General features: G+C 72.3%; 21 protein-coding genes. 6 read left to right on the forward strand and 15 right to left on the reverse strand.

Going from position 1 to position 26,134, the window contains the following annotated elements; translation table 11 throughout:
• Positions 1-4: 4 nt before the first annotated feature.
• The 7 genes from BJ982_RS40700 to pyrG all read right to left on the reverse strand — a co-directional run bounded on the left by BJ982_RS40700 (position 5) and on the right by pyrG (position 7,946).
• Entirely contained in the window at positions 5-1,942 is a 1,938-nt protein-coding gene (locus tag BJ982_RS40700) for a pseudouridine synthase (RefSeq protein WP_184885831.1), read from the reverse strand.
• Entirely contained in the window at positions 1,939-2,523 is a 585-nt protein-coding gene (scpB, locus tag BJ982_RS30795) for an SMC-Scp complex subunit ScpB (protein ID WP_203959214.1), read from the reverse strand. The genes BJ982_RS40700 and scpB overlap by 4 nt, the downstream gene beginning before the upstream one ends.
• A complete protein-coding gene (locus BJ982_RS30800; RefSeq protein ID WP_184885835.1) occupies positions 2,513-3,403 on the reverse strand; it encodes a segregation and condensation protein A in 891 nt (296 codons plus the stop codon). The genes scpB and BJ982_RS30800 overlap by 11 nt, the downstream gene beginning before the upstream one ends.
• Positions 3,404-3,490: 87 nt before the next feature.
• Positions 3,491-4,414: a ParA family protein gene (locus BJ982_RS30805; protein WP_184885837.1), complete on the reverse strand. Its 924-nt coding sequence runs from the start codon at positions 4,412-4,414 to the stop codon at positions 3,491-3,493.
• 90 nt (positions 4,415-4,504) lie between these two features.
• The gene (locus BJ982_RS30810) at positions 4,505-5,467 is read right to left on the reverse strand and encodes a site-specific tyrosine recombinase XerD (protein WP_221483071.1); all 963 of its coding nucleotides are present in this window, start codon (positions 5,465-5,467) and stop codon (positions 4,505-4,507) included.
• Between the two features lie 15 nt (positions 5,468-5,482).
• Positions 5,483-6,145, reverse strand: coding sequence for an NUDIX domain-containing protein (locus BJ982_RS30815; RefSeq protein WP_184889572.1), 663 nt, complete (start codon positions 6,143-6,145; stop codon positions 5,483-5,485).
• A 130-nt stretch (positions 6,146-6,275) separates the two neighbouring features.
• Positions 6,276-7,946 (reverse strand): CTP synthase, encoded by a 1,671-nt coding sequence (gene pyrG, locus BJ982_RS30820; RefSeq protein ID WP_184885839.1) that lies wholly within the window; start codon positions 7,944-7,946, stop codon positions 6,276-6,278.
• A 184-nt stretch (positions 7,947-8,130) separates the two neighbouring features.
• On the opposite strand from pyrG, the gene BJ982_RS30825 reads away from it, so the two are divergent.
• From BJ982_RS30825 to BJ982_RS30835, 3 genes are all read left to right on the forward strand, one after another.
• Positions 8,131-8,778: an acyltransferase gene (locus BJ982_RS30825; RefSeq protein ID WP_239123158.1), complete on the forward strand. Its 648-nt coding sequence runs from the start codon at positions 8,131-8,133 to the stop codon at positions 8,776-8,778.
• Positions 8,779-8,898: 120 nt separating this feature from the next.
• Positions 8,899-9,525: a DUF4126 domain-containing protein gene (locus tag BJ982_RS30830; protein ID WP_239123160.1), complete on the forward strand. Its 627-nt coding sequence runs from the start codon at positions 8,899-8,901 to the stop codon at positions 9,523-9,525.
• 83 nt (positions 9,526-9,608) lie between these two features.
• Positions 9,609-10,196 carry a Uma2 family endonuclease gene (locus tag BJ982_RS30835; protein ID WP_184885843.1) on the forward strand — a complete coding sequence of 196 codons (588 nt, stop codon included), beginning with the start codon at positions 9,609-9,611 and terminating at the stop codon, positions 10,194-10,196.
• Here BJ982_RS30835 and BJ982_RS38710 read toward each other — a convergent pair.
• The 7 genes from BJ982_RS38710 to uvrB form a co-directional block, all read right to left on the reverse strand.
• Positions 10,193-11,140, reverse strand: coding sequence for an HPP family protein (locus tag BJ982_RS38710; RefSeq protein ID WP_203959215.1), 948 nt, complete (start codon positions 11,138-11,140; stop codon positions 10,193-10,195). The genes BJ982_RS30835 and BJ982_RS38710 overlap by 4 nt on opposite strands.
• A complete protein-coding gene (narI, locus tag BJ982_RS30845) occupies positions 11,137-11,847 on the reverse strand; it encodes a respiratory nitrate reductase subunit gamma (RefSeq protein ID WP_184885845.1) in 711 nt (236 codons plus the stop codon). The genes BJ982_RS38710 and narI overlap by 4 nt, the downstream gene beginning before the upstream one ends.
• Entirely contained in the window at positions 11,844-12,647 is an 804-nt protein-coding gene (gene narJ, locus BJ982_RS30850; protein ID WP_184885847.1) for a nitrate reductase molybdenum cofactor assembly chaperone, read from the reverse strand. The genes narI and narJ overlap by 4 nt, the downstream gene beginning before the upstream one ends.
• Positions 12,644-14,236: a nitrate reductase subunit beta gene (gene narH, locus BJ982_RS30855; protein WP_184885849.1), complete on the reverse strand. Its 1,593-nt coding sequence runs from the start codon at positions 14,234-14,236 to the stop codon at positions 12,644-12,646. Before narH ends, narJ begins: the two co-directional genes overlap by 4 nt.
• The gene (locus tag BJ982_RS30860; protein WP_184885851.1) at positions 14,236-17,952 is read right to left on the reverse strand and encodes a nitrate reductase subunit alpha; all 3,717 of its coding nucleotides are present in this window, start codon (positions 17,950-17,952) and stop codon (positions 14,236-14,238) included. The genes narH and BJ982_RS30860 overlap by 1 nt, the downstream gene beginning before the upstream one ends.
• An 856-nt stretch (positions 17,953-18,808) precedes the next feature.
• Positions 18,809-19,246, reverse strand: coding sequence for a MarR family winged helix-turn-helix transcriptional regulator (locus BJ982_RS30865; RefSeq protein WP_184885853.1), 438 nt, complete (start codon positions 19,244-19,246; stop codon positions 18,809-18,811).
• Between the two features lie 611 nt (positions 19,247-19,857).
• Entirely contained in the window at positions 19,858-21,969 is a 2,112-nt protein-coding gene (uvrB, locus tag BJ982_RS30870) for an excinuclease ABC subunit UvrB (RefSeq protein ID WP_203959216.1), read from the reverse strand.
• Between the two features lie 224 nt (positions 21,970-22,193).
• On the opposite strand from uvrB, the gene BJ982_RS30875 reads away from it, so the two are divergent.
• The 3 genes from BJ982_RS30875 to BJ982_RS30885 are packed head-to-tail and all read left to right on the forward strand — an operon-like array spanning position 22,194 to position 24,710.
• Complete coding sequence (locus BJ982_RS30875) at positions 22,194-23,216, forward strand: hypothetical protein (protein ID WP_184885855.1); 1,023 nt, start codon at positions 22,194-22,196, stop codon at positions 23,214-23,216.
• Positions 23,217-23,218: 2 nt separating this feature from the next.
• Positions 23,219-23,869: a hypothetical protein gene (locus BJ982_RS30880; RefSeq protein ID WP_184885857.1), complete on the forward strand. Its 651-nt coding sequence runs from the start codon at positions 23,219-23,221 to the stop codon at positions 23,867-23,869.
• A 19-nt stretch (positions 23,870-23,888) separates the two neighbouring features.
• Positions 23,889-24,710, forward strand: a complete 822-nt coding sequence (locus BJ982_RS30885) for an inositol monophosphatase family protein (RefSeq protein ID WP_184885859.1) — start codon at positions 23,889-23,891, stop codon at positions 24,708-24,710.
• A gap of 13 nt (positions 24,711-24,723) precedes the next feature.
• On the opposite strand, the gene BJ982_RS30890 is transcribed toward BJ982_RS30885, so the two are convergent.
• Entirely contained in the window at positions 24,724-25,905 is a 1,182-nt protein-coding gene (locus BJ982_RS30890; protein ID WP_239123161.1) for an ArsB/NhaD family transporter, read from the reverse strand.
• Between the last annotated feature and the right edge of the window lie 229 nt (positions 25,906-26,134).

The following is a 26,134-nucleotide window of genomic DNA, read 5'->3' on the forward strand; positions in this document are numbered from 1 at the left end:
CAGGTTACATTCCCACGACCGCGTAAAGGTCGCCGACCTCCTTGAGGCTGAGCGTCCGCATCGTGCCCGGCTTGAGACGGCCCAGCTTGACGGGGCCGAACTCGATGCGGGCCAGATCGATCACGGGGTGGCCCACGGCCTCCAGCAGGCGGCGGACGACGTGCTTGCGGCCCTCGTGGATGACGACCTCCACCAGGGCCTGCTGGCCGTGCTCCTGGACGATCTTGAAGTCGTCGGCCTTGACGACGCCGTCCTCCAGCTCGACCCCGTCGCGCAGCACCCGGCCGAGGCCGCGCGGGATCGGGCCGGGCACCTTCGCCCAGTACTTCTTCTGCACGCCGAAGCTCGGGTGGGTGAGACGGTGGGCCAGCTCGCCGTCGTTGGTGAGGATGATCAGGCCCTCGGTCTCGGTGTCCAGGCGGCCGACGTGGAACAGCCGCTCGGCGCGGTCGACGACGTAGTCGGCCAGCGAGGGGCGGCCCTCGGGGTCGGACATCGTGCTGATCACGCCGATCGGCTTGTTGATCGCGAAGTACACCTGGTCGGGCGCGGTGGGGATGCGCTTGCCGTCCACGTGGATGACCTGCTTGGCCGGGTCCACGCGGGCGCCGAAGCGCCGCACGACCTGGCCGTCCACGGTGACGCGGCCCTCGCCGATCATCTCCTCGCAGGTGCGCCTGGCCGCGACGCCCGCCGTGGCGAGGACCTTCTGCAGGCGCACGCCGCCCGGCACCTCGGTGGTGTCGCGCTCGTCGGTGTAGTCGGAGGGGTAGAAGTCGGGGTCGCGCAGCGGCTGGCGCGCGCTCTTGAACGCCCCGCCCCGCCCGGCGCGCGGCGCCTGGGGACGCCCCTCGCCCCGGCGTCCGCGGACGTCGGCCTCGCGCCGCCCGCCCACGCCGCCCTCGCGCCGCCCGGCCGTGCCGCCGGTCCGTCCGCCCCCGCGGGCCACCGCGCCGCGGCCCTCCTCGGAGCGGCCGTACCGCCCCCGGGAACTCGCCGGGGTGCCGCCGATGGTGCGGATCTCGTCGCGTCCGTACCGGCCCTCGCCGGACTCCCGCGCGGGCCGATCCCTGCCGGCCTCGTCCCGCCCGTACCGCGGCCTGTCCCGGCCCGCGTCCTCACGGCCGAACCGAGGCCGGTCCCGGCCCGCGTCCTGCCTGCCGAAGCGAGGCCGGTCGCGACCCGCGTCCTCACGGCCGAACCGAGGCCGGTCGCGGCCCGCGTCGCCGCCGCCGGAGCGGGGACGGTCACGGCCCGCGTCCTCACGGCCGAAGCGGGGACGGTCACGGCCGGAGTCGTCGCGGGTGTAGCGGCCGCGCGTGGCGCCGCGCCCGTCCCTCGGGGCGCCGCCGCGGTCGTCATCGCGGCGGTCGCGGAAGGAACCCTCGCCGCGGGACGCGCCGCGCCGGTCGTCGCCGGCGAAGCCCCCGCGGTCGTAGGAACTCCTCCGGTCGTAGGAGGAGCCGCGGTCGTAGGAGTCCGCCCGGCGGCCGGCGGCGGAGGAGCCGCCCCGGCCCGCGCGGATGGACCCGCCGCGCTCGTCGTCGCCCCTGCCGTACCTGCCGCGGGACCCGCCCCGCGCCGCCCCGTACGCCGAGGAGCCCCCGGACGAGGGGCCGCCCCGGGAGCCGCCCCGCGGGCCGCCCTCGAAGGAGCGGGAACCGTCGCGCCCGCGGGGGTCGCGGTCGTCGTCACGGGCGAACGCGCCGCGCCCGCCCTTCGAGGCACCCCGCTCGCCGGTGCCGCGCCGCCCCTCCGGGCGGAAGGCGTCTCCGCGGTCGCCCGCGCCACGGAAGCCGCCCCGGGAACCACCCCGGGGCGCGCCTCCTCCGCGAGGGCCGCCGGAACCGCCACGGGATCCCGCGCCCGCCCGGGAACCGGGGGCGTCGCCGCGTCCTCGACCGCGTCCATCACCGGACGGGGTGCCACGCCTACTGTTCACTTCTGTTGCTCCTCTAAGGTTTCCACGTCGTCGGGGAGGAACGGGGCGAGCGCGGGGAGCTCGTCGAGACTCCGCAGCCCCAGCCTCTCCAGGAAGTACGAGCTCGTGCGGTAGAGCACCGCCTGGCTCTCGGGGTCGGTGCCGGCCTCTTCCACCAGGCCGCGCGCCACGAGCGTGCGCATGACGCCGTCGCTGTTGACGCCCCGGATCGCGGCGACCCGCGCCCGGTTCACCGGCTGCCGGTAGGCCACGACCGCGAGCGTCTCCAGCGCGGCCTGCGTCAGCCGCGTCTGCTGCCCGTCGCGGACGAAACGCTCCACGTGGGCGGCCTGGTCGGCCCGCGTGTAGAAACGCCAGCCGCCCGCCACCTCTCGGAGATCGAAACCACGGCCGTCGCGCGTGTATTCCGCCGCCAGCTCGCGCAGGGTCTCGGTGACCTCGCGCACGGGACGCTCCAGCACCTGCGCCAAGGTGATCTCGGCCACCGGCTCGTCCACGACGAGCAGGATCGCCTCCAGGGCGGCGCGCAGGGCCGTCCCGTCCCGGAGGGCGGGGACGCCCGGGGCGTCCTCAGGAGTCATCGGATGCTTCCTCCCGGCCGGAGCGCTCGCCCGGCCCGCTGTCGTCGCCTTGCGGGCGCTCCGCAGGCGGGGCGCCCTCGTCATAGTCGTCGGCCACCGCGATGTCTCCGTCGTCGGCGCCGGTCCAGATCACGTGCAGGTCTCCGAGCGGCTCCAACTGCTCGAAGGAGACCGCGGCCTCCCGGAAGAGCTCCAGGACGGCGAGAAAGCGCGCGATGACCTCGTAGGTGCCCGCGCAGTCGGCGGTCAGGGCCCGGAACGTCGCCCTGCGCACGCGCCGGAGCCGTGCGACCAGGATAGCCGCTTGCTCGCGGACGTTGGCGACGGGCTGATAGATGTGCGAGGTCGAGACGGTGGGGGGAAGCTTGGGGGTGAACGCGCGGGCGGCGATCTTGGCGAGGCGTTCGGGGCCGATGCCGAGGACCAGTTCGGGCAGCAGGCCGGCGAACCGGGCCTCCATGGGAACGACCCGGGGATAGCGCAGAGCCTCCTCGGCCATGCGGCCGGAGAAGACCTTGGCGACCTCCTTGTAGGCCCGGTACTGCAGCAGGCGGGCGAACAGCAGGTCGCGGGCCTCCAGCAGCGCCAGGTCCTCCTCGTCCTCCACCTCGCCGGTGGGCAGCAGGCGGGCGGCCTTCAGGTCGAGCAGGGTGGCGGCGACGAGCAGGAAGTGGCTGGCCTGGTCCAGGTCCCACTCGGGGCCGCGGGCGCGGATGTGGGCGATGAACTCGTCGGTCACCCGGTGCAGGGAGACCTCGGTGATGTCCAGCTTGTGCTTGGCGATGAGCCCGAGCAGCAGGTCGAACGGGCCCTCGAAGACCTCCAGGTGTACCTGGAAGGCGTCGGGCCTGGCCTGGCCGGTCGCGGGCTGCTCGGTCACCGGTCCATTCTCCCGTACGCGGGCGGCCGTGCACGCCACGCGTCCGCGCGGTCACGTACCGGACCGGCCGGCGCGGGACGGGTGCGGCTACGACCAGCGGGACAGCAGCTCGCGGGCCAGCTCGCGGTAGGCGGTCGCGCCCATGGACGCGGGGTCGAACTGGGTGATCGGCTCGCCGGCCAGCGTGGCGTCGGGGAACCGCACGGTGCGGTTGATCACGGTGTGGAAGACCTTGTCCCCGAAGCCCTGCATGATGGTCTGCAGGACCTCGCGCGCGTGCAGCGTGCGCGGGTCGTACATGGTGGCCAGGATACCGTCGATCTCCAGGTCCTTGTTGAGGCGCTCCTGCACCTTGGTGATCGACTCCATGAGCAGGGCGACGCCGCGCAGCGCGAAGAACTCGCACTCGAGCGGCACCATGACGCTGTGGGCGCAGGTCAGCGCGTTGACCGCCAGCAGGCCGAGCGAGGGCTGGCAGTCGATCAGGCAGATGTCGTAGTGCGGAAGCAGGGGCTCCAGGGCACGCCCGAGGGCGTACTCGCGGGCGACCTCGTTGACCAGCCGGATTTCGGCGCCGGACAGGAAGATGTTGCTGGGCAGCAGGTCCATGCCCTCGACGCTGGTGGCGAGCAGGACGTCCTCGGCGGTGACGTCGGGCTCTTCCATGATCAGGTCGTAGATCGTGGCTTCGAGCGGGCGCGGGTCGATGCCGAGGCCCACCGAGAGGGCGCCCTGGGGGTCGAAGTCGACGAGCAGGACGCGCTGGCCGCACTCGGCGAGCGAGGCGCCGAGGTTGATGGTCGTGGTGGTCTTGCCGACGCCGCCCTTCTGGTTGACCATGGCGACGACCCGCGCGGGGCCGTGCGTGGTCGGCGGGACCGGATCCGGGAAGACGGGACGCGGACGCCCTGTGGGACCGAGGAGACCCTCGTTCCTGGTGTCGCCCCAGGAAGAGTCGGTGCCGGGGTTGCCGGCGACCCCCCGGGCTGAAGCGTCTGTGGTCGCAGTCACCAGTTGAACCTCCCTGACGGCCCCGAACCGGACCGTCCGGACGGACACTATGGGGTCGGCACGTATGCGGCAAGGCGACGCGCCCTAGAGCTATGAAGTTGGGTGCCGGGCCCCCGGTGGGGCCGCCGCGTACGCGTCTCGGAGCCCGTCGACACCGACCAGGGTATAGACCTGGGTCGTCGTCACCGAGGCATGCCCGAGCAGTTCCTGCACAACCCTAACGTCCGCTCCTCCGTCAAGGAGGTGAGTTGCGAACGAATGGCGCAACATATGCGGCGACACCCCTTGCAGCCCGGCACGCTCCGCGGCCGAGCGCAGCACCTCCCAGGCGCCCTGGCGGGTGAGCCTGCCGCCCCGTGCGTTCAGGAACAACGCGCGGGTCTCCGGGGCGCGCGGCGAGATCAGCGGACGGGCCCGGTGCAGGTAGGCGCGCAGCGCCTCCCGGGCGTACCGGCCGAGGGGGACGACGCGCGCCCGGCCGCCCTTGCCGCGCAGGCGCACGTGCCCGGCCCCGGCCTCGCCGCCCGCCTCGACGTCGTCCACGGCCAGCCCGACGGCCTCGGAGATCCGTGCGCCCGTGCCGTACAGGACCTCCAGCAGGGCGCGGTTGCGGTGGGTGAGCGGGGCGTCGCCGGCGCCGGCGGCGGCGATCAGGCGTTCGACGTCGGCCACCCCGATGGCCCGCGGCAGGTGGTGCGGCCTGGTCGGCGGGTGCACCCCGCCCGCCGGGTCGTGCGCCGCCAGCCCCTCGCGCAGCGCGAACCGGTGCAGGCCCCGCACGGCCGAGACGGCCCTGGCGGCCGAGACGGCCGCCAGGGCCCGGTGGTGGGCGTCCCCTTCACGCAGGGAGGTCAGGAACTCCCGGACGTCCGCCTCGCCGACCTCGGCCAGGGAGAGACGGCCGCGCGAACGCAGATGCTGCAGGTAGCGCCGCAGGTCACGCCGGTAGGAGGCCAGGGTGTTGGCCGCGAGCCCGCGTTCGGCCGCCAGGTGGGCGAGGTAGCCGGCGATCGCGGCCTCGATGCCGGCGGGGGGGTCGGCGTGGGGGCGCAGGACGGAACCTCCCTGTCAGGCCTCCTCCGCGTCGGCGGGACGCAGGGTGGTGAAACCGTCCGGCGATGCGGCGTACACGGCGAGGATACCGGCGACGGCAGGTGCGTTGTGGATCATTCCGGACAGTGCCCTGCCGACCGCGTCCGCGAGGGGCACCCAGACGACGGGCATGTCGACCTCCTCGTGCCTGCGGACGAACCCGTTCTCCTCGTCGGGGATCGCCTCGACGTCGCGGGCGAGGAAGACGCGGATGCGCTCGTCGCTCGCGCCGGGCGTGGTGAGGATGTCGATCAGCGTGTGCCAGGTCTTGGCACGGTACCCCGCCTCCTCGGCCAGCTCGCGGGCGGCGCAGTCGACCAGCGGCTCGCCGCGCACGTCGCGGATCCCGGCGGGCAGCTCCCACAGCAGGCGGCGCGCCGGGTGGCGGTACTGCCGCAGCAGCAGCACCCTGCCGTGCTCGTCCAGGGCCACCACGGCCACCGAGCCGGGGTGGACGACGTAGTCGCGGTCGACGACCTCGTCGCCGGGCATGCGCACCTTGTCGGTGCGCACGGCGATCACCCGGGCCCGGAACCGCTCGGCCGACTCCACGACCTCCCAGGACGCCGGGAGGTCCCGGACGTCCTCCACGGTGAGATCCTTTGGCGCGGTGCCGTCCCGCTCGGCGGACTCCCGCATGCCGTCTCGCCGGGTGTCGTCCCGGGCGTCTGCTCCTGAGCCGTCCGCGGTCGTTCCGCTCACGCGCCCCCCTGTCTTCCGTTCGATCGGCTTGGTCGCTCTAGTGCGGTTGGTCGCCGCGCCGGGCGGCTCACGCGCCGCGTCCGGCCTTGGTGACCCTCTCGCGCGCGCCGGCGTACGTCAAAGCCGCCTCGACGAGGCCGCGGAAGAGCGGGTGCGGGCGCGTCGGGCGGGAGCGGAACTCGGGGTGGGCCTGGGTGCCGACGAAGAAGGGGTGGGTCTCGGCGTCCAGCTCGGCGTACTCCACCAGGCGGCCGTCCGGCGACAGCCCGGAGAAGACCATGCCGACCTTCTCCAGCGGCTCGCGGTAGGCGTTGCCGACCTCGTAGCGGTGGCGGTGGCGCTCGTCGGCGACGGCCGTGCCGTACAGCCGCTGGACGATCGAGCCCTCGGCGAGCTTGGCGGGGTAGAGGCCGAGGCGCATGGTGCCGCCCATGTCCCGCTCCCCCGCCACCACGTCCTCCTGGTCGGCCATCGTGCTGATCACCGGGTGCGCGGTGGCCGGGTCGAACTCGGCGCTGTTGGCGTCCTCGATGCCGGCCAGGTTGCGGGCCGCCTCGATGACCATGCACTGCATGCCGAGGCACAGGCCGAGCAGGGGCACGCGCCGCTCGCGGGCGTGGCGGACGGCACCCACCTTGCCCTCGATGCCGCGCACGCCGAACCCGCCGGGGATGAGCACGCCGTCCACGCCGTCGAGCTCGCGCTCGGCGCCCTCGGGGGTCTCGCAGTCGTCGCTCTTGACCCAGCGGATGTTGACCCGCGCGTCGCAGGCGAACCCGCCCGCGCGCAGCGCCTCGGTGACCGACAGGTAGGCGTCGGGCAGGTCGATGTACTTGCCGACCAGCGCGACCGTGACCTCCTTGGCGGGGCGGTGCACCCGGCGCAGGAGCTGGTCCCACTCGTGCCAGTCGACGTCGCGGAACGGCAGGCCGAGGCGGCGGATCACGTAGGCGTCCAGGCCCTCGGCGTGCAGGACCTTGGGGATGTCGTAGATGCTCGGGGCGTCAACCGCCGAGACCACGGCGTCCTCGTCCACGTCGCACATCAGGCTGATCTTGCGCTTGAGCGAGGTGGTGATGGGCCGGTCGGAGCGGCAGACGATCGCGTCGGGCTGGATGCCGATGCTGCGCAGCGCGGCGACGGAGTGCTGCGTCGGCTTGGTCTTCAGCTCGCCGCTCGGCCCGATGTACGGCAGCAGCGACACGTGCAGGAAGAACACGTTGTCGCGGCCGACCTCGTGGCGGACCTGGCGGACGGCCTCCAGGAACGGCAGCGACTCGATGTCGCCGACGGTGCCGCCGACCTCGGTGATCACCACGTCGACGTCCGGGCCGGCCATGCCGCGGATGCGGTCCTTGATCTCGTTGGTGATGTGCGGGATCACCTGGACGGTGTCGCCGAGGTACTCGCCCCTGCGCTCCTTGGCGATGACGTTGGAGTACACCTGGCCGGTGGTGACGTTGGCCGAGCCGTGCAGCTCGGTGTCGAGGAAGCGCTCGTAGTGGCCGACGTCCAGGTCGGTCTCGGCGCCGTCGTCGGTGACGAACACCTCCCCGTGCTGGAAGGGGTTCATCGTCCCGGGGTCGACGTTGAGGTAGGGGTCCAGCTTCTGCATGGTGACCCGCAGGCCGCGAAGCTTCAGCAGGCGCCCCAGGCTCGAGGCGGTGAGCCCTTTGCCGAGACTGGAGGCGACGCCACCCGTGACGAACAGATGCTTGGTGTTTGCGGCGCTGCGCAAGGAGGTTCTCCCGTGGTCCGTTGTGAGCGTGGCCGTCCGACGGGCGACCGCGTGTCCACGGGCTCTCAGAATATCAAAGCACGCTTGCGAAGTGCCCGAACATCACCCGGGCGTCCGTTCCCAGCATGCTAACCAAGCGGTAACTTTTCCGGTTATGTCACCCCGTGATGGTATTCGCCGGATCTTGACCGGCCTCGTACACCGAGCGTGGTCGGCGATCCGGGCGGCGGGCGCGATCACACCGAGGACCCCCGCCGGCTACCGCTTCCGCCGGCTCGGCGAGGGCGCGTGCCTCTCCTTCCCGCCCGGGGCGATCTTCGGCGAGGGGTGGATCGAGATCGGCGACCACACACTGGTCGGCGAGCGCGTCTCCATCTCGGCGGGCATGGGCCCCGGCGTCGACCTCGGCCCGGACTCCATCGTCCGCATCGGCGGCGGCTGCTCGATCGGGCGCGGCAGCCACATCGTCGGGCACCACTCCATCGACATCGGCGACGACGTCTTCACCGGGCCGTACGTCTACATCACCGACCAGAACCACGTGTACGACGACCCCGACACGCCCGTCGGCCGCCAGTGGCCGCGCAACAAGGCCGTGGTCATCGGGGCGGGGTCCTGGGTCGGCACCGGGGCCGTCATCCTGCCGGGCACCCGCATCGGCAGGCAGTCGGTGGTCGCCGGCGGCGCGGTCGTGCGCGGCGAGTTCCCCGACCACTGCGTCATCGCCGGCGTGCCCGCCAAGATCGTCCGCCGCTACTCCCCCGAGGACGGCTGGCACACCCCGGGCCCCGCCGACCCCAACCCCCTCCGAGCCCTCCGCCCCGGCGCCTGAGCCCTCCCCGCCGATCCCCGCGGCCCGCGGCCTTGACTCCCCTCCTGGTCACGGCCACGCACGGTTGCGGACGGGAACGCGGGGCAATCGGTCTTCGTTGCGGTGTGAGGAATCGTCGTGGTGGAGGGATGCGAAATGCTGGCGGCGCTGACCGGCCTCGGCCTGTCCACGGCTGCGGGGCTGAACGCCTACATCCCCCTGCTGGTGGTCGGTCTGCTGGCCAACTTCACCGACAGGGTGAAACTACCGGGCGACTACGCCTGGCTCACCAACGGCTGGGTGCTCGCGGTGATCGCCGTCCTGCTGCTCGCCGAGATCGTGCTCGACAAGGTGCCCGTCGTCGACCACGTCAACGACATGATCCAGACGGCCGTGCGCCCGGCGGCCGGCGGCGTCGTGTTCAGCGCCACCCAGGCGGCCTCCCAGCTCGACCACTCCGCCTGGATGGCCGAGAACCCCTGGGTGGGCTGGGTGGTCGGCATCGGCGTCGCCCTGGTCGTCCACGTCATGAAGTCCTCGGCCCGCCCCGTCGTCAACGCCACCACCGTCGGCGCCGGAGCCCCCGTCATCAGCACCGTCGAGGACGCCGGCTCCCTCGGCATGAGCCTCGTCGCCGTCTTCTTCCCCGCCCTCGTCATCCTCGCCCTCATCGTCCTCGCCATCCCCGCCTTCTTCCTCCTCCGCGCCCTACGCCGCCGCAGAGCCCGCCGCGCCCAACGCCTCTCCCAGGCATCCCAGCCGTCATAGCCATCGACCCCGGAAGGCTACGGAGCGTGGCAGGATGGTGCTGTCGCGTAGGGTCCTGACGCCGGCAGGGAGGAGTCGACCGGATGACCACGGCATTCCCCGAGTGGTTCTACCCCGGCCCGAAGGACGGCTGGACCGCCGACATGCTGGACGATCTTCCCCCAGACGCCCCCCGGCGCGTCGAACTCATCGACGGGTCCCTCATCATGATGTCCCCCCAGACGCAGTTCCACATGCTCATGATCAATCTGCTCATCGACAGGGAACTGGGCATCCGGCCGCCCGAGGGGCTGGCCGTGGCGCGCGAGATGTCGGTGACGCTGGGGTTGAGACAACGCCCCGAACCTGACGTGCTGGTGGTGAAGAGAGAGGCCATGGAGGACCTCTCGAAGACCTCCTACACCCCCGACGAGGTCCACCTGGTCGTGGAGGTCGTCGCACCCGACTCCGAGGAACGCGACCGGAGCGCCAAACCGATCAAGTACTCCAACGCCGGGATCAAGTTCTTGTGGCGCGTCGAGCTGGAGGAGCGCGACGCCGTGGCCTACACCTACGAACTCGACCCGGCCGTCAGAGCGTACGTCCCCACCGGAATCCACCGCGGACGCCTGCGCACCGACATCGGCTTCGACGTGGACATCGACCTGGACTTCCGCAAGCTGATCGGCTAGCCGTGACCATGCGTACGCTCCTCGCGGAGCGGACCGGTCCTGGACGCCGGGGCGGGGATCGCGCGGAGCAGGTAGGTGATGGTGTCGGTGAAGGCGGACAGGGTGCGGGCGGCGGTGGGGTCGCGGGTGAGGAGGGTGCGGAAGTCGGCGGTCCAGTGGGCGGCCGTCGCCACGGGGTCCTTGGTCTCCAGGAGCGCCGCGCGGGAGGCGTTCAGGCGGGCCGCGACCGCGTTCTCGCGCCCGCTGTCGCCCCGGCCGAGGAGGCGGGCCACCCGGACGCGGGCCACCGGCCACACCGCGCTGGTCATCGCCCCGGCCAGGCACCGCGCCGCCTCCCGGCACATCCGCTCGGCCGCCGCCTCCCGGGCCCTCCGTTCGGACGCCGCTTCCCGGGACGCGGGTGACCAGAGGGGGTAGGAGCGGCCGGACAGCCGGTTGACGGTGACCAGGACGCCCGTGGTGGTGACCACGGCGGCCATGAGGATCGTGAGCTGGCCGGGCGTGCGCAGCAGGCCGAGGGCGACGATCAGGGTGGTGGCGCCGCCGGGTGGGTGGGGCAGGTCGCCGAGCAGCATCCCGCCCGCGGTCAGCGCGAGCGCGATGGCGACGGCGGCGACGCGGTGACCGTTGGGATGGGACAGGTCGGGGCCGGCGCGGGTGAGGCCGGTGAGCGCCAGCGCGGCGTACCCGGCGCTCGCGCTGATCAGGTGCCCGGCCACGGTGTTGCGAGGGCTCGCGGCCGGGGTGGAGGCCGAGGTCAGCGCCAGGAAGACCGTCGGCCCCAGGGAGGGGAACACGAACGGCTGCCCGCTGACCCACGCGACCACCGCCGGGACGGCGATGCACACCGCGGCCTGCGCCGCGGTGACCAGCGCGCGATGCCATCGGGACCGCCCGGCCGGCGCCGGCGGGAGAGTGCCGCCGGGCCCGGTCGCGGAGGTCATGGCCGGTGCCGCGCGGTGGCAGGGGGCACGGCTCCGCCGCGGCGGCGGTAGACGACGTAAGGGCGCACCAGGTAGCCGACCGGGGCGGCGAAGGCGTGCACGAGGCGGCTGAAGGGCCACAGGGCGAACAGGGCCATGGCCAGCGCGGCGTGCAGTTGGAAGACCAGCGGCGCGTGCGCCATGTCGGGCACGTCCGGATGCAGCATCAGCAGGCTGCGGAACCAGACCGACACGCCCAGCCGGTAGTCGTAAGGGCTCTCGGCCTCGCCCAGGGTCGCCCACAGGCCGGCGAGCAGCACCGTGGCCAGGATCGGGTAGGTGAAGCGGTCACTGCGGCTGGTGGCCCGGCGCACCGCGCGGACCCGCAGCCGCCGCCACACCAGCACGGCGAGCCCCGCCACCGTCGCCGCGCCGGCCAGCCCGCCGACCATCAGGGCGTTGAGCCGGTACAGCGACTCGGGGACGTGCATCCGCTCGGTCAGGCTCTCGGGCACGAGCAGCCCCACGGCGTGACCGGCGATCACGAACAGCAGCCCGTAGTGGAACATCGGGCCGCCGACGGCCAGCAGGCGGCTCTCGTGCATCTGGCTGGAGCGGGTGGTGAACCCGAACCGGTCGTGGCGGTAGCGCCACACGCTGCCGAGGAGGAACAGCATGATCACTAGGTAGGGCAGCACGCCCCAGGCGGCGATCTGCAGGCCGTTCATCGGCGAACCTCCCGTGGGGATCCGGCGGGCGCGGCCGGGAACGGGTCCAGGCCCACACGTTCCACCGGCGGCGTGGCGGGGCCCGGACGGGCGGGCGGCAGGGTCTGCGCCACGGCCGCCACGACGTCGGCGTAGGGGCTGCGGTGACGGCACAGGGCCGCGTGCAGCAGGTCCAGGCCCGGACGGTGCCGCCACAACAGGTCGGCGCCCGGCCGCGGGCAGCGGGCGGCGAACTCCAGCATGAGCGGCAGGAAGTCGGGCAGCTCCGCGTCATCGGGCCGCCAGCCGTGCGCCCGGTACAGCGCCTTGATCTCGGCGAGCGACGCGCCGCGCCTGCGCGTGTCGCCGTCGGTGTAGTAGGTCATGTGCAGGGTGCGGCGCGCGCTGCGGTCGAAGGTGGCGACGTACTCGGCGGCCAGGCCGAGCGGCTCGGCGGCGGCCATGCCGGCGCAGAAGCCGCGCAGCGTGGCGGCGGGGTCGCCGCGCAGCGGCGCGAGCGCCCGCCGGACGAGGGCGAGACGGTCCCGCCAGTCGGCGCCGGGGTAGGTGAGCAGCAGGGACGCCGCCTGGTGGACGGCCCGGCCGGACGCGCGGCCCGGCAGCAGGCGGCCGACGGCGCCGATCACCGGACCGAACGCCGTTCCCAGCACGGGTGGAAGGACCGCGCCGAGCACGGGCCCGGACGGATGGAGGGCCGCGCCGGGAATGGAGCCGAACGCGGGATGGAGGGCCGCGCCGAGCACGGGCCCGGATGGATGGAGGGCCGCGCCGAGAGTGGGGCCGAGGGCGGGGACGATCATGAGCTCTGCTCCCCGCGCCGGGGGAACAGCCCGGTGGGCAGCCCCTTGCCGTCCCAGTTCAGCAGGTTGACGCGGCCGCGCAGGCGGTCGTCGGCCGGGGGCCGGTGGAAGCCCTCGACGGAGGCGGCGGACGGCTCCAGCATGCCGGGCCCGCCCGGGACCTCCAGACTGCACCCGTCCGCGCCGGGGACGGACGGTGCGGCGTACGTGGTGGGGATGACGTACCGCTCGTCGTACTTGGCGAGCGCGAGCAGCCGGTACATCTCCTCAAGCTGCCCGGCGGTCATGCCGGCGTCCGCGGCGATGCGCGGGTCCGGCTCCTCCCCGAGGTTGGCCCGGCGCATATGGGCGCGCATCGCGGCCAGCCGGCCGAGGGCCGCCTCGACCGGCCCGGTGTCCCCGGCCGTGAACAGCTCGGCCAGGTACTCCACCGGGATGCGCAGGGTCTCGATCGCGCCGAAGAGGTTGCCCGCGTCCTCGCCGTCGTTGCCGGTCTCGGCCAGCGCGTCCACGATCGGCGACAGCGGCGGCACGTACCAGACCATCGGCATCGTGCGGTATTCCGGGTGCAGGGGCAGCGCGACGCGGTAGCGGGAGATGAGCGCGTGGACCGGGGAGCGGCGGGCCGCCTCCACCCACTGGTGCGGGATGCCGGCCCGTTCGGCCGCCGCCGCCACGGCCGGGTCGTCCGGGTCCAGGAAGCAGCCGAGCTGGGCGCCGTACAGGTCGCGCTCGTCGGGGACGGCGGCGGCCTGCCCGACCCGGTCGGCGTCGTAGAGGATGACGCCCAGGTAGCGCAGGCGTCCGACGCAGGTCTCCGAGCACACGGTGGGCTCGCCGGCCTCGATGCGCGGGTAGCACAGCGTGCACTTCTCGGCCTTGCCGGTGCCGTGGTTGAAGTAGATCTTCTTGTAGGGGCAGCCGGTGACGCACATGCGCCAGCCGCGGCACCGGTCCTGGTCGACCAGCACGATGCCGTCCTCGATCCGCTTGTACAGGGCGCCGGACGGGCAGGCGGCCACGCAGGACGGGTTGAGGCAGTGCTCGCAGATGCGCGGCAGGTAGAACATGAACGACTGCTCGTACCGCAGGCGCACCTCCTGCCCGATCTTGCGCAGGATCGGGTCGCCCGCCAGATGCTCGGGGCCGCCGCCCAGGTCGTCGTCCCAGTTGGGGCCGTAGGTGACGGCGGTGGGCGCGCCGTCGATCAGCGAGCGCGGCGGCGCGGTCGGCACGTCGTCGCCGAGCGGCGCGGCGGTCAGGTTCTCGTAGTCGTAGCTCCACGGCTGGTAGTAGTCGTCCAGCAGCGGCAGCTCGGGGTTGGCGAACAGGCGGGTCAGGCGGCGGACGCGGCCCCCGGCGCGCGGGACGAGCCTGTCGCCCTTGAGCCGCCAGCCGCCCTTCCACTTGTCCTGATCCTCGTACCCGCGCGGATACCCCTGTCCCGGCCGGGTCTCGACGTTGTTGAACCAGACGTACTCGGTGCCCGCCCGGTTGGTCCACGTCTGCTTGCAGGTGACCGAACAGGTGTGGCAGCCGATGCATTTGTCGAGGTTCATCACCATGGCGACCTGCGCCATCACGCGCATCAGTAGATCACCTCCTGGGAGCGGCGGCGGATGACGGTGACCGCGTCGCGCTGGTTCCCCGTGGGCCCGTAGTAGTTGGGCGCGAAGGACAGCTGGCCGTATCCGCCGATCAGGTGCGTGGGCTTGACCAGCAGCCTCGTGAGGGCGTTGTGCACCCCGCCACGACGGCCGGTGGCCTGCGACTTGGGGACGTTCACCAGCCGCTCCTGGACGTGGTACATGAACACCGTCCCCGGCGGCATGCGGTGGGAGACGACGGCGCGCGCGACGACCACGCCGTTGGGGTTGACCGCCTCGATCCAGTCGTTGTCGGCCACGCCGATCGCCGCGGCGTCCTCGACGCTGATCCAGATGACCGGGCCGCCGCGGGCGAGGGTCTGCATCAGGAGGTTCTCCTGATATTCGGAGTGGATGGACCACTTGGAGTGCGGCGTGAGGTAGCGGACGGCCACCGCGCGCCCGTCCGGGGACGCGTCGGCGGCAGCCGTGTCCCCGGCGTCCTCTGCGAGCGCGGCCATGTCCAGAGGAGGCCGATATATGGGCAGTTGCTCGCCGTACTCGGCCATCCAGTCGTGGTCGAGGTAAAAGTGCTGGCGGCCGGTGAGCGTGTGCCAGGGCTTGGCGTTCTCGGTGTTGATCGTGAACGGCGCGTACCGGCGGTCGGGGGCCTCCTTGCCCGACCATTCGAAGCTCATGCCGACCTGCACCGGCCGCTCCTGGGTGTCGGAGAACACCACCCGGCGTTCCGCGACGGCGGCGCCCAGCTCGGCCAGCCCCGTGCCGGGCCCGCAGCGCGCGGCCAGCGCGGACAGGCCCGCCGCGGCGAGGCGGCCGTTGGTGGTGCCCGACAGGGCGAGGATCGCCTCGCACAGCTTGACGTCGGTGTCCAGCAGGGGACGTCCCTCGGCCGGCCCGGCGGGGGCCCGGCCGCACCGCGCGGCCAGCCAGCCCGCCTCCGGGACCGGGTGGACGGTGACGCCTTTGACCGTCATGCCCTGCTCCTCGGCCAGCGGGCCGAAGGCCGCGAGCTTGCCGGCGATCGCGGTGTAGTCCCGCTCCACCAGGGCGATGGCGGGCATGTCCCGGCCCGGCTCGGGCGCGCGGCCGTCCCCGCGCCAGTCGGGGACCGTCCCTCCCGGCTGCGCGACCTCGCCGGGCGTGTCGTGCTGCAGCGCCGTCGCGACGAGGTCGTGTGCGGTGTCCAGACGCCCCACGGCGAGCTCGCTGATCCGGCGCGCCAGCCCGTGGAAGATCTCGAAGTCGGTGCGGGCCTGCCAGGGCGGGCTGATCGCCGGGGAGAAGGCGTGGACGTACGGGTGCATGTCCGTGCTGGACAGGTCGTGCTTCTCGTACCAGGTGGCCGCGGGCAGCACGAGGTCGGCGGACAACGTGGTGGAGGTCATGCGGAAGTCCAGGGCCAGCAGCAGGTCGAGCTTGCCGCGCGGCGCCTCCTCGCGCCACGTCACCTCCCGGGGACGCGCCTCGGGGGGAGCCTCGCGCGCCGCGGCGTTGTCCCGCGCCCCGAGCAGGTGGCGCAGGAAGTACTCGTTGCCCTTGGCCGAGGACCCGATCAGGTTGGCCCGCCACACGGTCAGCACGCGCGGCCAGTTCTCCTCCGCGTCGGGATCCTCGCAGGCGAAGCGGAGCCGCCCGGCCGCGATCTCGCCGGCCGCCCACCGCGCCGGGTCCCCGCCGGCCGCCCGCGCCTCGGCTCCGAGCTTCAGCGGGTTCGCGGAGAAGGTCGGGTAGGACGGCATCCAGCCCAGCCGGGCCGACTGCGCCACGAGGTCCACGGTGTGCCGGTCGCCGAAGAGGCCCGGCCCCGCCGGGCTGGACAGCGCCGACGCCGCGAACTTCTCGTACCGCCACTGGTCGGTGTGGACGTACCAGTAGGGCGTCCCCGCCATCTGCCGCGAGGGGCGAACCCAGTCGGCCCCCGTGGAGAGCTGCTGCCATCCGGCCAGCGGGCGCACCTTCTCCTGGCCCACGTAGTGCGCCCAGCCACCGCCGTTGACGCCCTGGCAGCCGGTGAGCAGCAGCAGCGACAGGAACGAGCGGTAGATCGTGTCGGAGTGGAACCAGTGGTTGGTGCCGGCGCCCATCACGATCATCGCCCGGCCGCCGGTCTTGCGCGCCGTCTCGGCGAACTCCCTGGCGATGCGGGCCACGCGGGCGGCCGGGACCGAGGTGATCCGCTCCTGCCAGGCGGGCGTGCACGGCAGCGAGGCGTCGTCGTACCCCGTGGGCCACCGGCCCGGCAGACCGGGGCGCGCCACGCCGTACTGGGCCAGCAGCAGGTCGTAGACGGTGGTCACCAGGCGGCCCGCCACGCGGCGCACCGGGACGCCGCGGCGGACCACGCCGCCATCCTCGTCGAAGCGCGGCAGCACGACCTCGGCGGTCTCGCCGCCCTCCTCGTCCAGGCTGAGCAGCGGATCGACCTCGCCGAGGTCGAGGTTCCACCGCCCGGCCCCCGCCTCGGTCCACCGGTCTCCGAGGGTGCCGGCGGGGACGGTGATCCGCCCGTCGCGCGCGTCGGCCAGCACCGGGCGCCAGCGCGCCCCCTCCTCGGGGCCGAGGCCGGCGTCGGCGGCCGTGAGGAACTTGCCGGGCGCGTGGCCGCCATCGGGCCGCTCGGTCAGCGTGACCAGGAACGGCAGATCGGTGAAGCGTTGCACATAGTCGGTGAAGCGGGACACCGGATCACGGACGAAGAACTCCGTCAGGATGACGTGCCCCATCGCCATCGCCAGGGCGCCGTCGGTCCCGGGATGCGGGTGCAGCCACTCGTCGGCGAACTTGGTCGCGTCCGAGTAGTCCGGCGAGACGACGACCACCTTCTGCCCCCGATAGCGGGCCTCGGCCATCCAGTGCGCGTCCGGGGTGCGGGTGACCGGCACGTTCGAACCCCACAGCATCAGGTACGCCGCGTCCCACCAGTCCGCCGACTCCGGCACGTCGGTCTGGTCCCCGAACACCTGCGGCGAGGCGATCGGCAGGTCGGCGTACCAGTCGTAGAACGACAGCATCGGCGCCCCGATCAGCGCCATGAACCGGGCCCCCACCGCGTGCGAGGCCATCGACATCGCCGGGATCGGCGAGAACCCCGCCACCCGGTCGGGGCCGTAGGTCATGATCGTGTGCACGTGCGCGGCCGCGGCGATCTCCAGCGCCTCGTCCCAGTCGATCCGCACCAGGCCGCCCCTGCCGCGGGCCGACTGGTAGCGCCGGCGCCGGTCCGGGTCCCCGGCGACACTCCCCCACGCCGCCACCGGGTCGCCCAGTTCGGCCTTGGCCTGGCGGTACATCTCCACCAGCACGCCCCGGGCGTGCGGGTAGCGCACCCGGGTCGGCGAGTAGGTGTACCAGGAGAAGGCGGCGCCACGGGGGCAGCCGCGCGGCTCGTACTCCGGGCGGTCCGGGCCGACGCTCGGGTAGTCGGTCTGCTGGGTCTCCCAGGTGATCAGCCCGTCCTTGACGTACACCTTCCAGGAGCACGAGCCGGTGCAGTTCACGCCGTGGGTGGAGCGGACCACCCGGTCGTGGGCCCACCGCTCGCGATAGGGCGCGTCGTTGACGCGGTCACCCGGCCGGTACAGGGCCCGCAGGTCGGGCGAGGTGTCGGAACGGTGGAGCAGCTTGCCCGCCTCCAGCAGCCGCCGCGCGGCGGTGGCCGCCGCCTTCTCCGCGAGCGCTCTGGGCGCACGACCGAACATGCCGCCGACCTCTCCGTGGCATGGCGCCACACCCCTGGCCATGGCCGCCGCCCTCGCGAACACGACCGACGCCGAATCCGCTGATCGACGCCTCGGGACGTTGATCCAGGACGCACGGTAACTGTCCGACGAGAAACAGTTTCTATCATGCAACAGTCGTCAGACGGAATCTAACAACGCCACCAGCCATTCATTCAGACCCGAAAACCCCCCCAAAGTCCACCAAAAGGCAACACTATTAACAATCGATGTCAACTCTCTGAATACCAAGATGTAAAAACCCATTCTCCCCACCAATAACGGCCCCCGAACCCACCCCAAACCCCACCTACGGGAGGGCCGACGAGGGGTGTCGTGGCCGGTCGGTACGGGTCTGAGTCCTCCGTACGCGCCGTAGGACGGTCGGCCGGGGTGTCGTGGTGATCAGGGTGGGTGTGGGCGGTCGTTCACGTCGCGAGATCTTTCGAGGAGGGCGACAGACACAGGCAACTGACCCAGCACATCAAGTGCCCACGTACGTCAGTGATACCGACCGTGGTGCTGGTTGTAGCTGGAAGTGAGGGATTGTGGGCGCGGAGCCGGTGTCTTCGGGGCTGGGATAGGTATGGGAGCCCACCCGTGCGGGTCCTACGGCGCGGACGGACCACTCAGACTCGCCCGATCACCACGACACCCATCACCAGCGCCCCCGGGGCGCGCGCTTATGGGTGGGCCAACGGCGGCCAGCCACGACGGACCCGCACGGGTGGGGCTCACAGACCTCTGCCAGTTCGGCAGCCGCCCGCAACCCTCACTTCCGGCTACAACCAGCGCCATGATCGGTGGCACGGAAGCTCACGGAAGCTACGGAGGATCTCTACAAGTCGTCGTGGTCTCGGGACGCGTCTGCGGCGGTGAACTCCTGTAGGACGTGGGTCAGTTGGGCACGGGCGTCGGGGGTGAGGCGTTCGAGGACCGTGCCGATGCGGCGCCGTCGTGCCGAGCGCAGCCGTTCCAGAACCTCGCGTCCGTCCGAGGTGGTCTCGATACGGATCTCGCGCCTGCTGTGCGGGGCGGGGAAGCGCCGTAGCAGGCCGGAGCCGTCGAGACGGTCCACCATTCGACCGGCCGCGGACAGTGACATGTTCAACCGGGTGGCGAGAGAGCTGAGGTTCAGCGGCCCGTGCCGATCGACCGCGAGCAGTGCCCTGAGCTGCGTCAATGAGAGATCGCCCATCTCGGCCACCGCGTCCAGCGTCACCTCGACCAGCACCAGGGACGCCTCCTCGACCAGCCACGCCGAGTCGTGCGACACGCCGGAAAGACCCCGCTCACCGCCGGCTTCATGAAGTCCCCACCTATGGCCAGGCGCCGGTTCGGCGGTCATCACGGCCACCTTCCTTCACTGATCGGCATTGATGGGCACAGATCGGCGTTGATCCGCCCTCGTCGGCACCGGTCGACATAGACCGAACTTCACTGGTCGGTTCAGCCAACCCCCGCCGGTCGACACAGGCCGGCTTCACCAGTCGGCCCCGATCGCACCGACCGACCCTGGAGGGCCGTAGTTCGCCGGGAGGCAGGGAGAGCACGTGCGCGCGGGCTGTCCGGCGTGGGGCCGCCATTGAACCCCGCCGGACTTGTCCGCGTGCCCGCCGGTGACCGCCACACATGACCCCGCGCATCGGCCGGCGATCACATCTCCGACGAACCGGCGCCTGTTCCGCCGCGTGATCTCCACCCTAACGCCCGGCGACGTCACCGAGAACGTGCGGCGGCCTCGACTTCCCTAGAACTCCGAAGCCTGACGAGCCGCCCCACCCACCGCCCGCAGGCGCCTCCCGGCGGTGGGTGGGGTGAGGCGGCGTGGACGACTCTGGGCGGGCGGGTAGGGCGGGTGCGTCAGCGGACGGGATGGGCCGGGGGTCAGTGGACGCCGGCCTCCTGCATGTCTCTGAGTTCTCGCTTGAGTTCCTTGATCTCGTCGCGGAGGCGGGCGGCGACCTCGAACTGGAGGTCGGCGGCGGCGGTGTGCATCTGTTCGGTGAGCGACTGGACCAGGGATTCGAGCTGGGCGCGGGGCATCTCGCCCGCGATGGCCTTGGCGTGCTGGCCGGCCTGGCGGGCGGCGGCCATGCCGGGGACCGGCGCCTTGCCGCGGCTCTGCTGGCGGCCGGCGCCGAGGAGCCGGTCGGTGTCGGCGTCCTCCCTGGCCAGAGAGTCGAGGATGTCGGCGATCTTCTTGCGCAGGGGCTGGGGGTCGATGCCGTTGGCCTCGTTGTAGGCCACCTGCTTGGTCCTGCGGCGGTTGGTCTCGTCGATCGCGCGCTCCATGGACGGGGTGACGCGGTCGGCGTACATGTGGACCTGGCCGGAGACGTTGCGGGCCGCGCGGCCGATGGTCTGGATCAGGGAGGTCTCGCTGCGCAGGAAGCCCTCCTTGTCGGCGTCGAGGATGGCCACCAGCGAGACCTCGGGCAGGTCGAGGCCCTCACGGAGCAGGTTGATGCCGACCAGGACGTCGAACTCGCCCATGCGCAGCTCGCGGAGCAGCTCGATGCGGCGCAGCGTGTCGACCTCGCTGTGGAGGTAGCGCACGCGGATGCCGAGCTCCAGCAGGTAGTCGGTGAGATCCTCCGCCATCTTCTTGGTGAGGGTGGTCACCAGGACGCGCTCGTCCTTCTCGGCGCGCTCGCGGATCTCGTGGACCAGGTCGTCGATCTGCCCCTTGGTCGGCTTGACGACGACCTCGGGGTCGACCAGGCCGGTCGGGCGGATGACCTGCTCGACCACATCGCCCTTGGCCCGGCCCAGCTCGTAGGGCCCCGGCGTCGCCGAGAGGTAGACGGTCTGGCCGATGCGGTCGAGGAACTCCTCCCACTTGAGCGGGCGGTTGTCCATGGCGGAGGGAAGGCGGAAGCCGTGGTCGACCAGGGTGCGCTTGCGGGAGGCGTCGCCCTCGTACATCGCGCCGATCTGGGGGACGGTCTGGTGGGACTCGTCCAGGACGAGCAGGAAGTCCTCGGGGAAGTAGTCGAGGAGGGTGTTGGGCGCGGAGCCGGCCTCGCGGCCGTCGATGTGGCGCGAGTAGTTCTCGATGCCGGAGCACGTGCCGACCTGGCGCATCATCTCGATGTCGTAGGTGGTGCGCATGCGCAGCCGCTGGGCCTCCAGCAGCTTGCCCTGCTTCTCCATGCGGGCCAGGGTGGCGGCGAGCTCCTCCTCGATGTCGCGGATCGCGCGCTCCATGCGCTCGGGGCCGGCGACGTAGTGGGAGGCCGGGAAGATGTACAGCTCGGCGTCCTCGGTGATGACCTCGCCGGTGAGGGGGTGCAACGTGGCCAGCTTCTCGATCTCGTCGCCGAACATCTCGATGCGGACGGCGAGCTCCTCGTACTGCGGGATGACCTCGATCGTGTCGCCGCGCACGCGGAAGGTGCCCCGGGTGAACGCGAGATCGTTGCGCGAGTACTGCATGTCGACGAGGCGGCGCAGGAGCCGGTCGCGCTCGATCTCTTGGCCGACCTTGAGGCGGACCATGCGGTCGACGTATTCCTGCGGGGTGCCGAGGCCGTAGATGCACGAGACGGAGGCGACCACGACGGTGTCGCGGCGGGTCAGCAGCGAGTTGGTCGCCGAGTGGCGCAGGCGGTCGACCTCGTCGTTGATCGAGGAGTCCTTCTCGATGTAGGTGTCGGTCTGCGGGACGTACGCCTCGGGCTGGTAGTAGTCGTAGTAAGAGACGAAGTATTCGACGGCGTTGTTGGGCAGCATCTCGCGCAGCTCGTTGGCGAACTGGGCGGCGAGGGTCTTGTTGGGCTGCATCACCAGAGCCGGGCGCTGCAACCGCTCGATGAGCCAGGCCACGGTCGCCGTCTTGCCGGTGCCCGTGGCGCCGAGCAGGACGTTGTCCTTCTCACCGCCCTTGACGCGGCGCTCCAGCTCGGCGATGGCCGTCGGCTGGTCACCGGACGGGGACATGTCGGTGACGACCTCGAAGGGCGCCACCTTGCGCTGCAAATCAGTTACCGGCCTCACACCTCCATAACCTACGCCGGGCCACCGACATTTCCGCCCGCCCGCCGGACGAGGCCGGGGCGGGACCGGCGTACGGGCGCGGGGAACCCGGAGAACGCGGCGTGAACAGGTGCTGTCCCGCGCGGCACTGGCCCAGGTTTTGCCTTCTCGTTACCATGACGGCGGGGACATGACGGCGGGGCTGACTGATCGTCGAGGGCGGGCGCTGTAACGCTGTGGAACGCATGGGGAAGTTCGTGGCGTGGGTGGGCAAGAACGCCGACGGCGTCGTCGCCCTGGTCCTGGCGCTGTTCATCGCCTTCCTGGGGCTCACCTCCGACGACAAGATCCTCGGCCAGAGCAAGAGTGACCTGATCAGCGGCGTCACGCTGCTGGTGCTGGGCCTGCTGACCGCCGCCATCCTGCGCGACCGGTGGCGTCAGGAGCCCATGGAAGACACGATCAAGGAGAACTTCCGCACCACCTCGGGCGCCCTGGCCGGTCTCCCGGCGCGGCTGGACCGCCTGGAGCGGCTGGAGGCCGTGGTCGAGAGCGCGCGCCGCGTGCTGGACGACCTGCAGGTGGTCGAGGTGCTCAACGGGGCCGACGAGATCGCCGAGGCGCACGCGGAGGCCAGGCGCGCCACCGACCGCTGGATTTTCAAGGGCGGCACGGGCACGTACATGCGCGCCGTGACGCTGCCCGACCTGGTACTCGCCGCCCGCAGGGAGCGCAAGGCGCTGCTCGTGCGCCTGGAGATCATCGACCCCACGCACGCCGGGGTGTGCGAGGCGTACGTCCGTTTCCGCAGGTCGGTGTCGGACACCCCGGACGGCACCGGCGAGTTCTGGACGGTGGACCGCACCCGCAAGGAGTCGTACGCGACGATCCTGGCGGCCTGCTGGCACCGTCAGAGGTTCAGCCTGCTCGACATCGACCTCGGCCTGTCGTCCACGATGACGACGTTCCGCTGGGACATGTCGGCCGGCTACGTGATCATCACCGTCGAGGACCCGAACCGCGCCCTGATGAGCAGGCGGGGCAGCTTCTACTACGACCACTGCTCCACCGAGCTGCTGGCCAGCCTGGACCAGACGCGCCGGGTCCCCATCGAGGCGGCCAGGTCCGCCACGCTCGGCGACGAGCCCACCGTGGACGAGACGCGCAAGCTGTTCGAGGCGCTCGGCCTCGGCCTGCCGCGCTCCTACACGGACCGCGACGTCGTCGAGATCATCCGCAAGGCCATCCGCGCGAAGAATCCGTATTAGCCATGAAGTATCAGGAACTGCACGACGAGCTGACCTCGGGCGCCGTCTCCCGGTCGCTGCCGCGCCGGGTCCTCGGCCTGCTGGAGGACGTCGCCGCGGGACGTTCCGCGATCAGGGCGGTGCGCCATCCGCTCGGTTTCGTCTGCCTGCCGGTGGAGCGCGGCGGCGCGTGCGGCGTCTGCCTCCACCTGTGGTCGGCGGACCTGCCGCGCGCGGGCAACACCACCTCGGAGGTCCACTGCCACAGCTGGGACCTGGTGAGCTACGTGCTGTACGGCCAGGTGCGCAACGAGCTGGTCGGGGTGAGCGACAGCGCGACGGGGGCGACCCACCAGCTCATGGAGGTGGTCAGCGCGGGCGGCGTGGACAGCATCAGCCCCACGGGCCGCACCGTCACCTTCCGCGAGGGCGCCGCCGGGGTGTACCGCACCGGTGACGTCTACACGATGCCCGCCGGGGTGTTCCACCGCAGCGTGATCCCCGACGGCGTCGACACCGCGACGATCGCGCTGGGCAGCGGACGCGCGGGCGCGGCCGACCTGTCGCTCGGCCCGCTCGGCACGCGCTCCCACCGCGTGACGCGGGAACGCTGCGACGATGAGGAGACCGCGCGGGCCGCCCGGCTGGCCGCGGACCACCTGGCGCGCACCTAGCGCGGACCTTGGAGGGCTCATGGATCTCGATCACGCTCGCCGGGTGGCGGTGGCGGCCGTGGAGGCCGCGGGAGATCTCCTGAGGGAGCGCGTGCGAGGGACGCTGGGGGTCCGCGCCAAGGAGGGCGGCGACATCGTCACCGACCTGGACGTCGCCGCCGAGAAGCTCCTGCTCGAACGCATCCAGGGCGCCTTCCCCGGCCACCGCGTCGTCGCGGAGGAGTCGGGCGTGTCGGGCGCCCCCGACGGCGAGTGGACGTGGCTGGTGGACCCGCTGGACGGCACGAACAACGTCGCGCTCGGGCTCCCTTTGTACGTGGTGGGCGTCGCGCTGTGCCACGCCTGCCTGCCCCGGCTCGGCGTCGTCCACGACCCGGTGGCCCGGCAGACCTGGTGGGCGGTCCGCGGGCAGGGGGCGTCCGGGCCGGCGGGCCCGCTGGCGTACCGCCCCGCCCGCGCCACCCCGCACGGCCCGGTGCTGGCCTGGACGCAGGGGCACGGCGTGGCCAGGGACGACCCGGCCCTGCGCGCGCTGAAGACGGCGCTGGACGTGCGCGCGCGGCGGGTGCTGCAACTGTGGGCGCCGCTGCTGGGCTGGGTGTTGCTGGCCCGGGGCGACATCGACGCGGTGGTGGGGTACCGGGCCGAGGCGGTGGACCTGCCCGGCGGCCTGCTCATCGCGCAGGAGGCGGGGCTGACCGTGCGCGGCTTCGACGGGAGCCGCTTCGACGGGCGCACCGACCTGCCGCCGGAGCGGCGCAGCTTCGTCGCCGCGCGCCCGGCCCTGGTGGACGACCTGCTCGGCCTGGTCACGGCGGCCACGGCACGGGCCCGCGCCTAGCGCGGCGCGGGGCTCAGGCCGTGAGCAGCAGAGCCGCGATCGTGGCGGCGAGCCCGGTCACGGCCAGGGTCAGCCCGGTGAGGACGAACTTCACCATCGGCACCTTCACCCCGCGGCGGCGGCACCATTCGAACCACAGCAGCGTGGCCAGGGACGCCCACGGGGTGATGACGGGCCCGACGTTGGTGCCGATGAGCAGCGAGAGCAGCTGGTCGTGGCCGGCCGCCGGGATCACGGCCTCCCCCGCGGCGTAGGCGGGCAGGTTGTTGACGACGTTGGACAGCGCGGCCCCGGCGGCGGCGGCGCGGTAGTCGCCGAGGGCGTCGCCGCCGGACCCGATCAGGCCGCGCATCAGGTCGTTCAGGCCGTACCGGCTGAGGGTGGGGACGACCAGGAAGAGCCCGCTGACGAAGACCAGCAGTTGCCAGGGGAACAGCGACCAGGTGAGCTTGGCGCGGTCGCGCCAGGCGAAGGCGGCGATGACGATCACGGCGGCGACGGCGGCGGCGACGCCGATCTGGACGCCGGCGAGGATGGCGGCGATGAACAACACGCACGCCACGGAAGCGACGCCGAACAGCACCGGGTCGCCGACGAGGGCGGGGGGCGGCGGCGTGTACCGGTCCTCGCCGCGCTCGCCGCGCCGCCAGAAGAAGATCCACAGCAGCAGCATGGTGACGGCGATGGCGGCGGCCTGCGGCGCCCACATGCGGCCGGCGAAGTCGCGCGTGGACAGGCCGACCCGGCCCATGGCGAGCAGGTTGGTCAGGTTGGACACCGGCAGCAGCAGGCTCGCGGTGTTGGCCAGCCAGATCGTGGTCATGGCCAGGGGCAGCGGGGTGATGCGGGCGCGCGGCGCGAGGGCGAGCATGACGGGCGTCAGCAGCACCGCCGTCGTATCCAGATTCAGAAATATCGTGACAAATGACGCGAAGGCCGTACAAAGCACGAAAAGGGCGGCATAGTTCCCGCGGCCGATGATCGCCAACCGGCCGGCGAGCACGTCGAAGACATTCGCCTCCTTGGTCAGCTCGGCCAGCACGATCACCGCGGCCAGGAAGAGCAGCAAGGGGCCGATGCGCCGGATGTTCGCGGCGGCCTCCGCGCCGGGGAGCAACCCCGTGGCCACGCAGAGCAGGCCCGCGGCCAGCACGCCGATCCTCACCCAGTCGAGGACCGTCGGCCGCCACTTCACGCCGCCATGATCGCACACCTCCCGGGTGATCAAAATCTCGAAAGCCCCGCCCGCAAAGGAGATAATGACGCCGGTGAACCGGCGCGCCGAGGCGGCTGTCCTATGAACGGGGGCCTCGCGGGACATCGGGCGCGCCGGGCCCACACAGCAGCAGGACACCCACGAAGACCCCGGGACGGCACGGAACGGCACAGCACAGGACGGCACAGCACAGGACGAACGGGGCGGC

It is taken from the genome of Sphaerisporangium siamense (assembly GCF_014205275.1).
In the GTDB taxonomy this organism is placed as follows: domain Bacteria; phylum Actinomycetota; class Actinomycetes; order Streptosporangiales; family Streptosporangiaceae; genus Sphaerisporangium; species Sphaerisporangium siamense.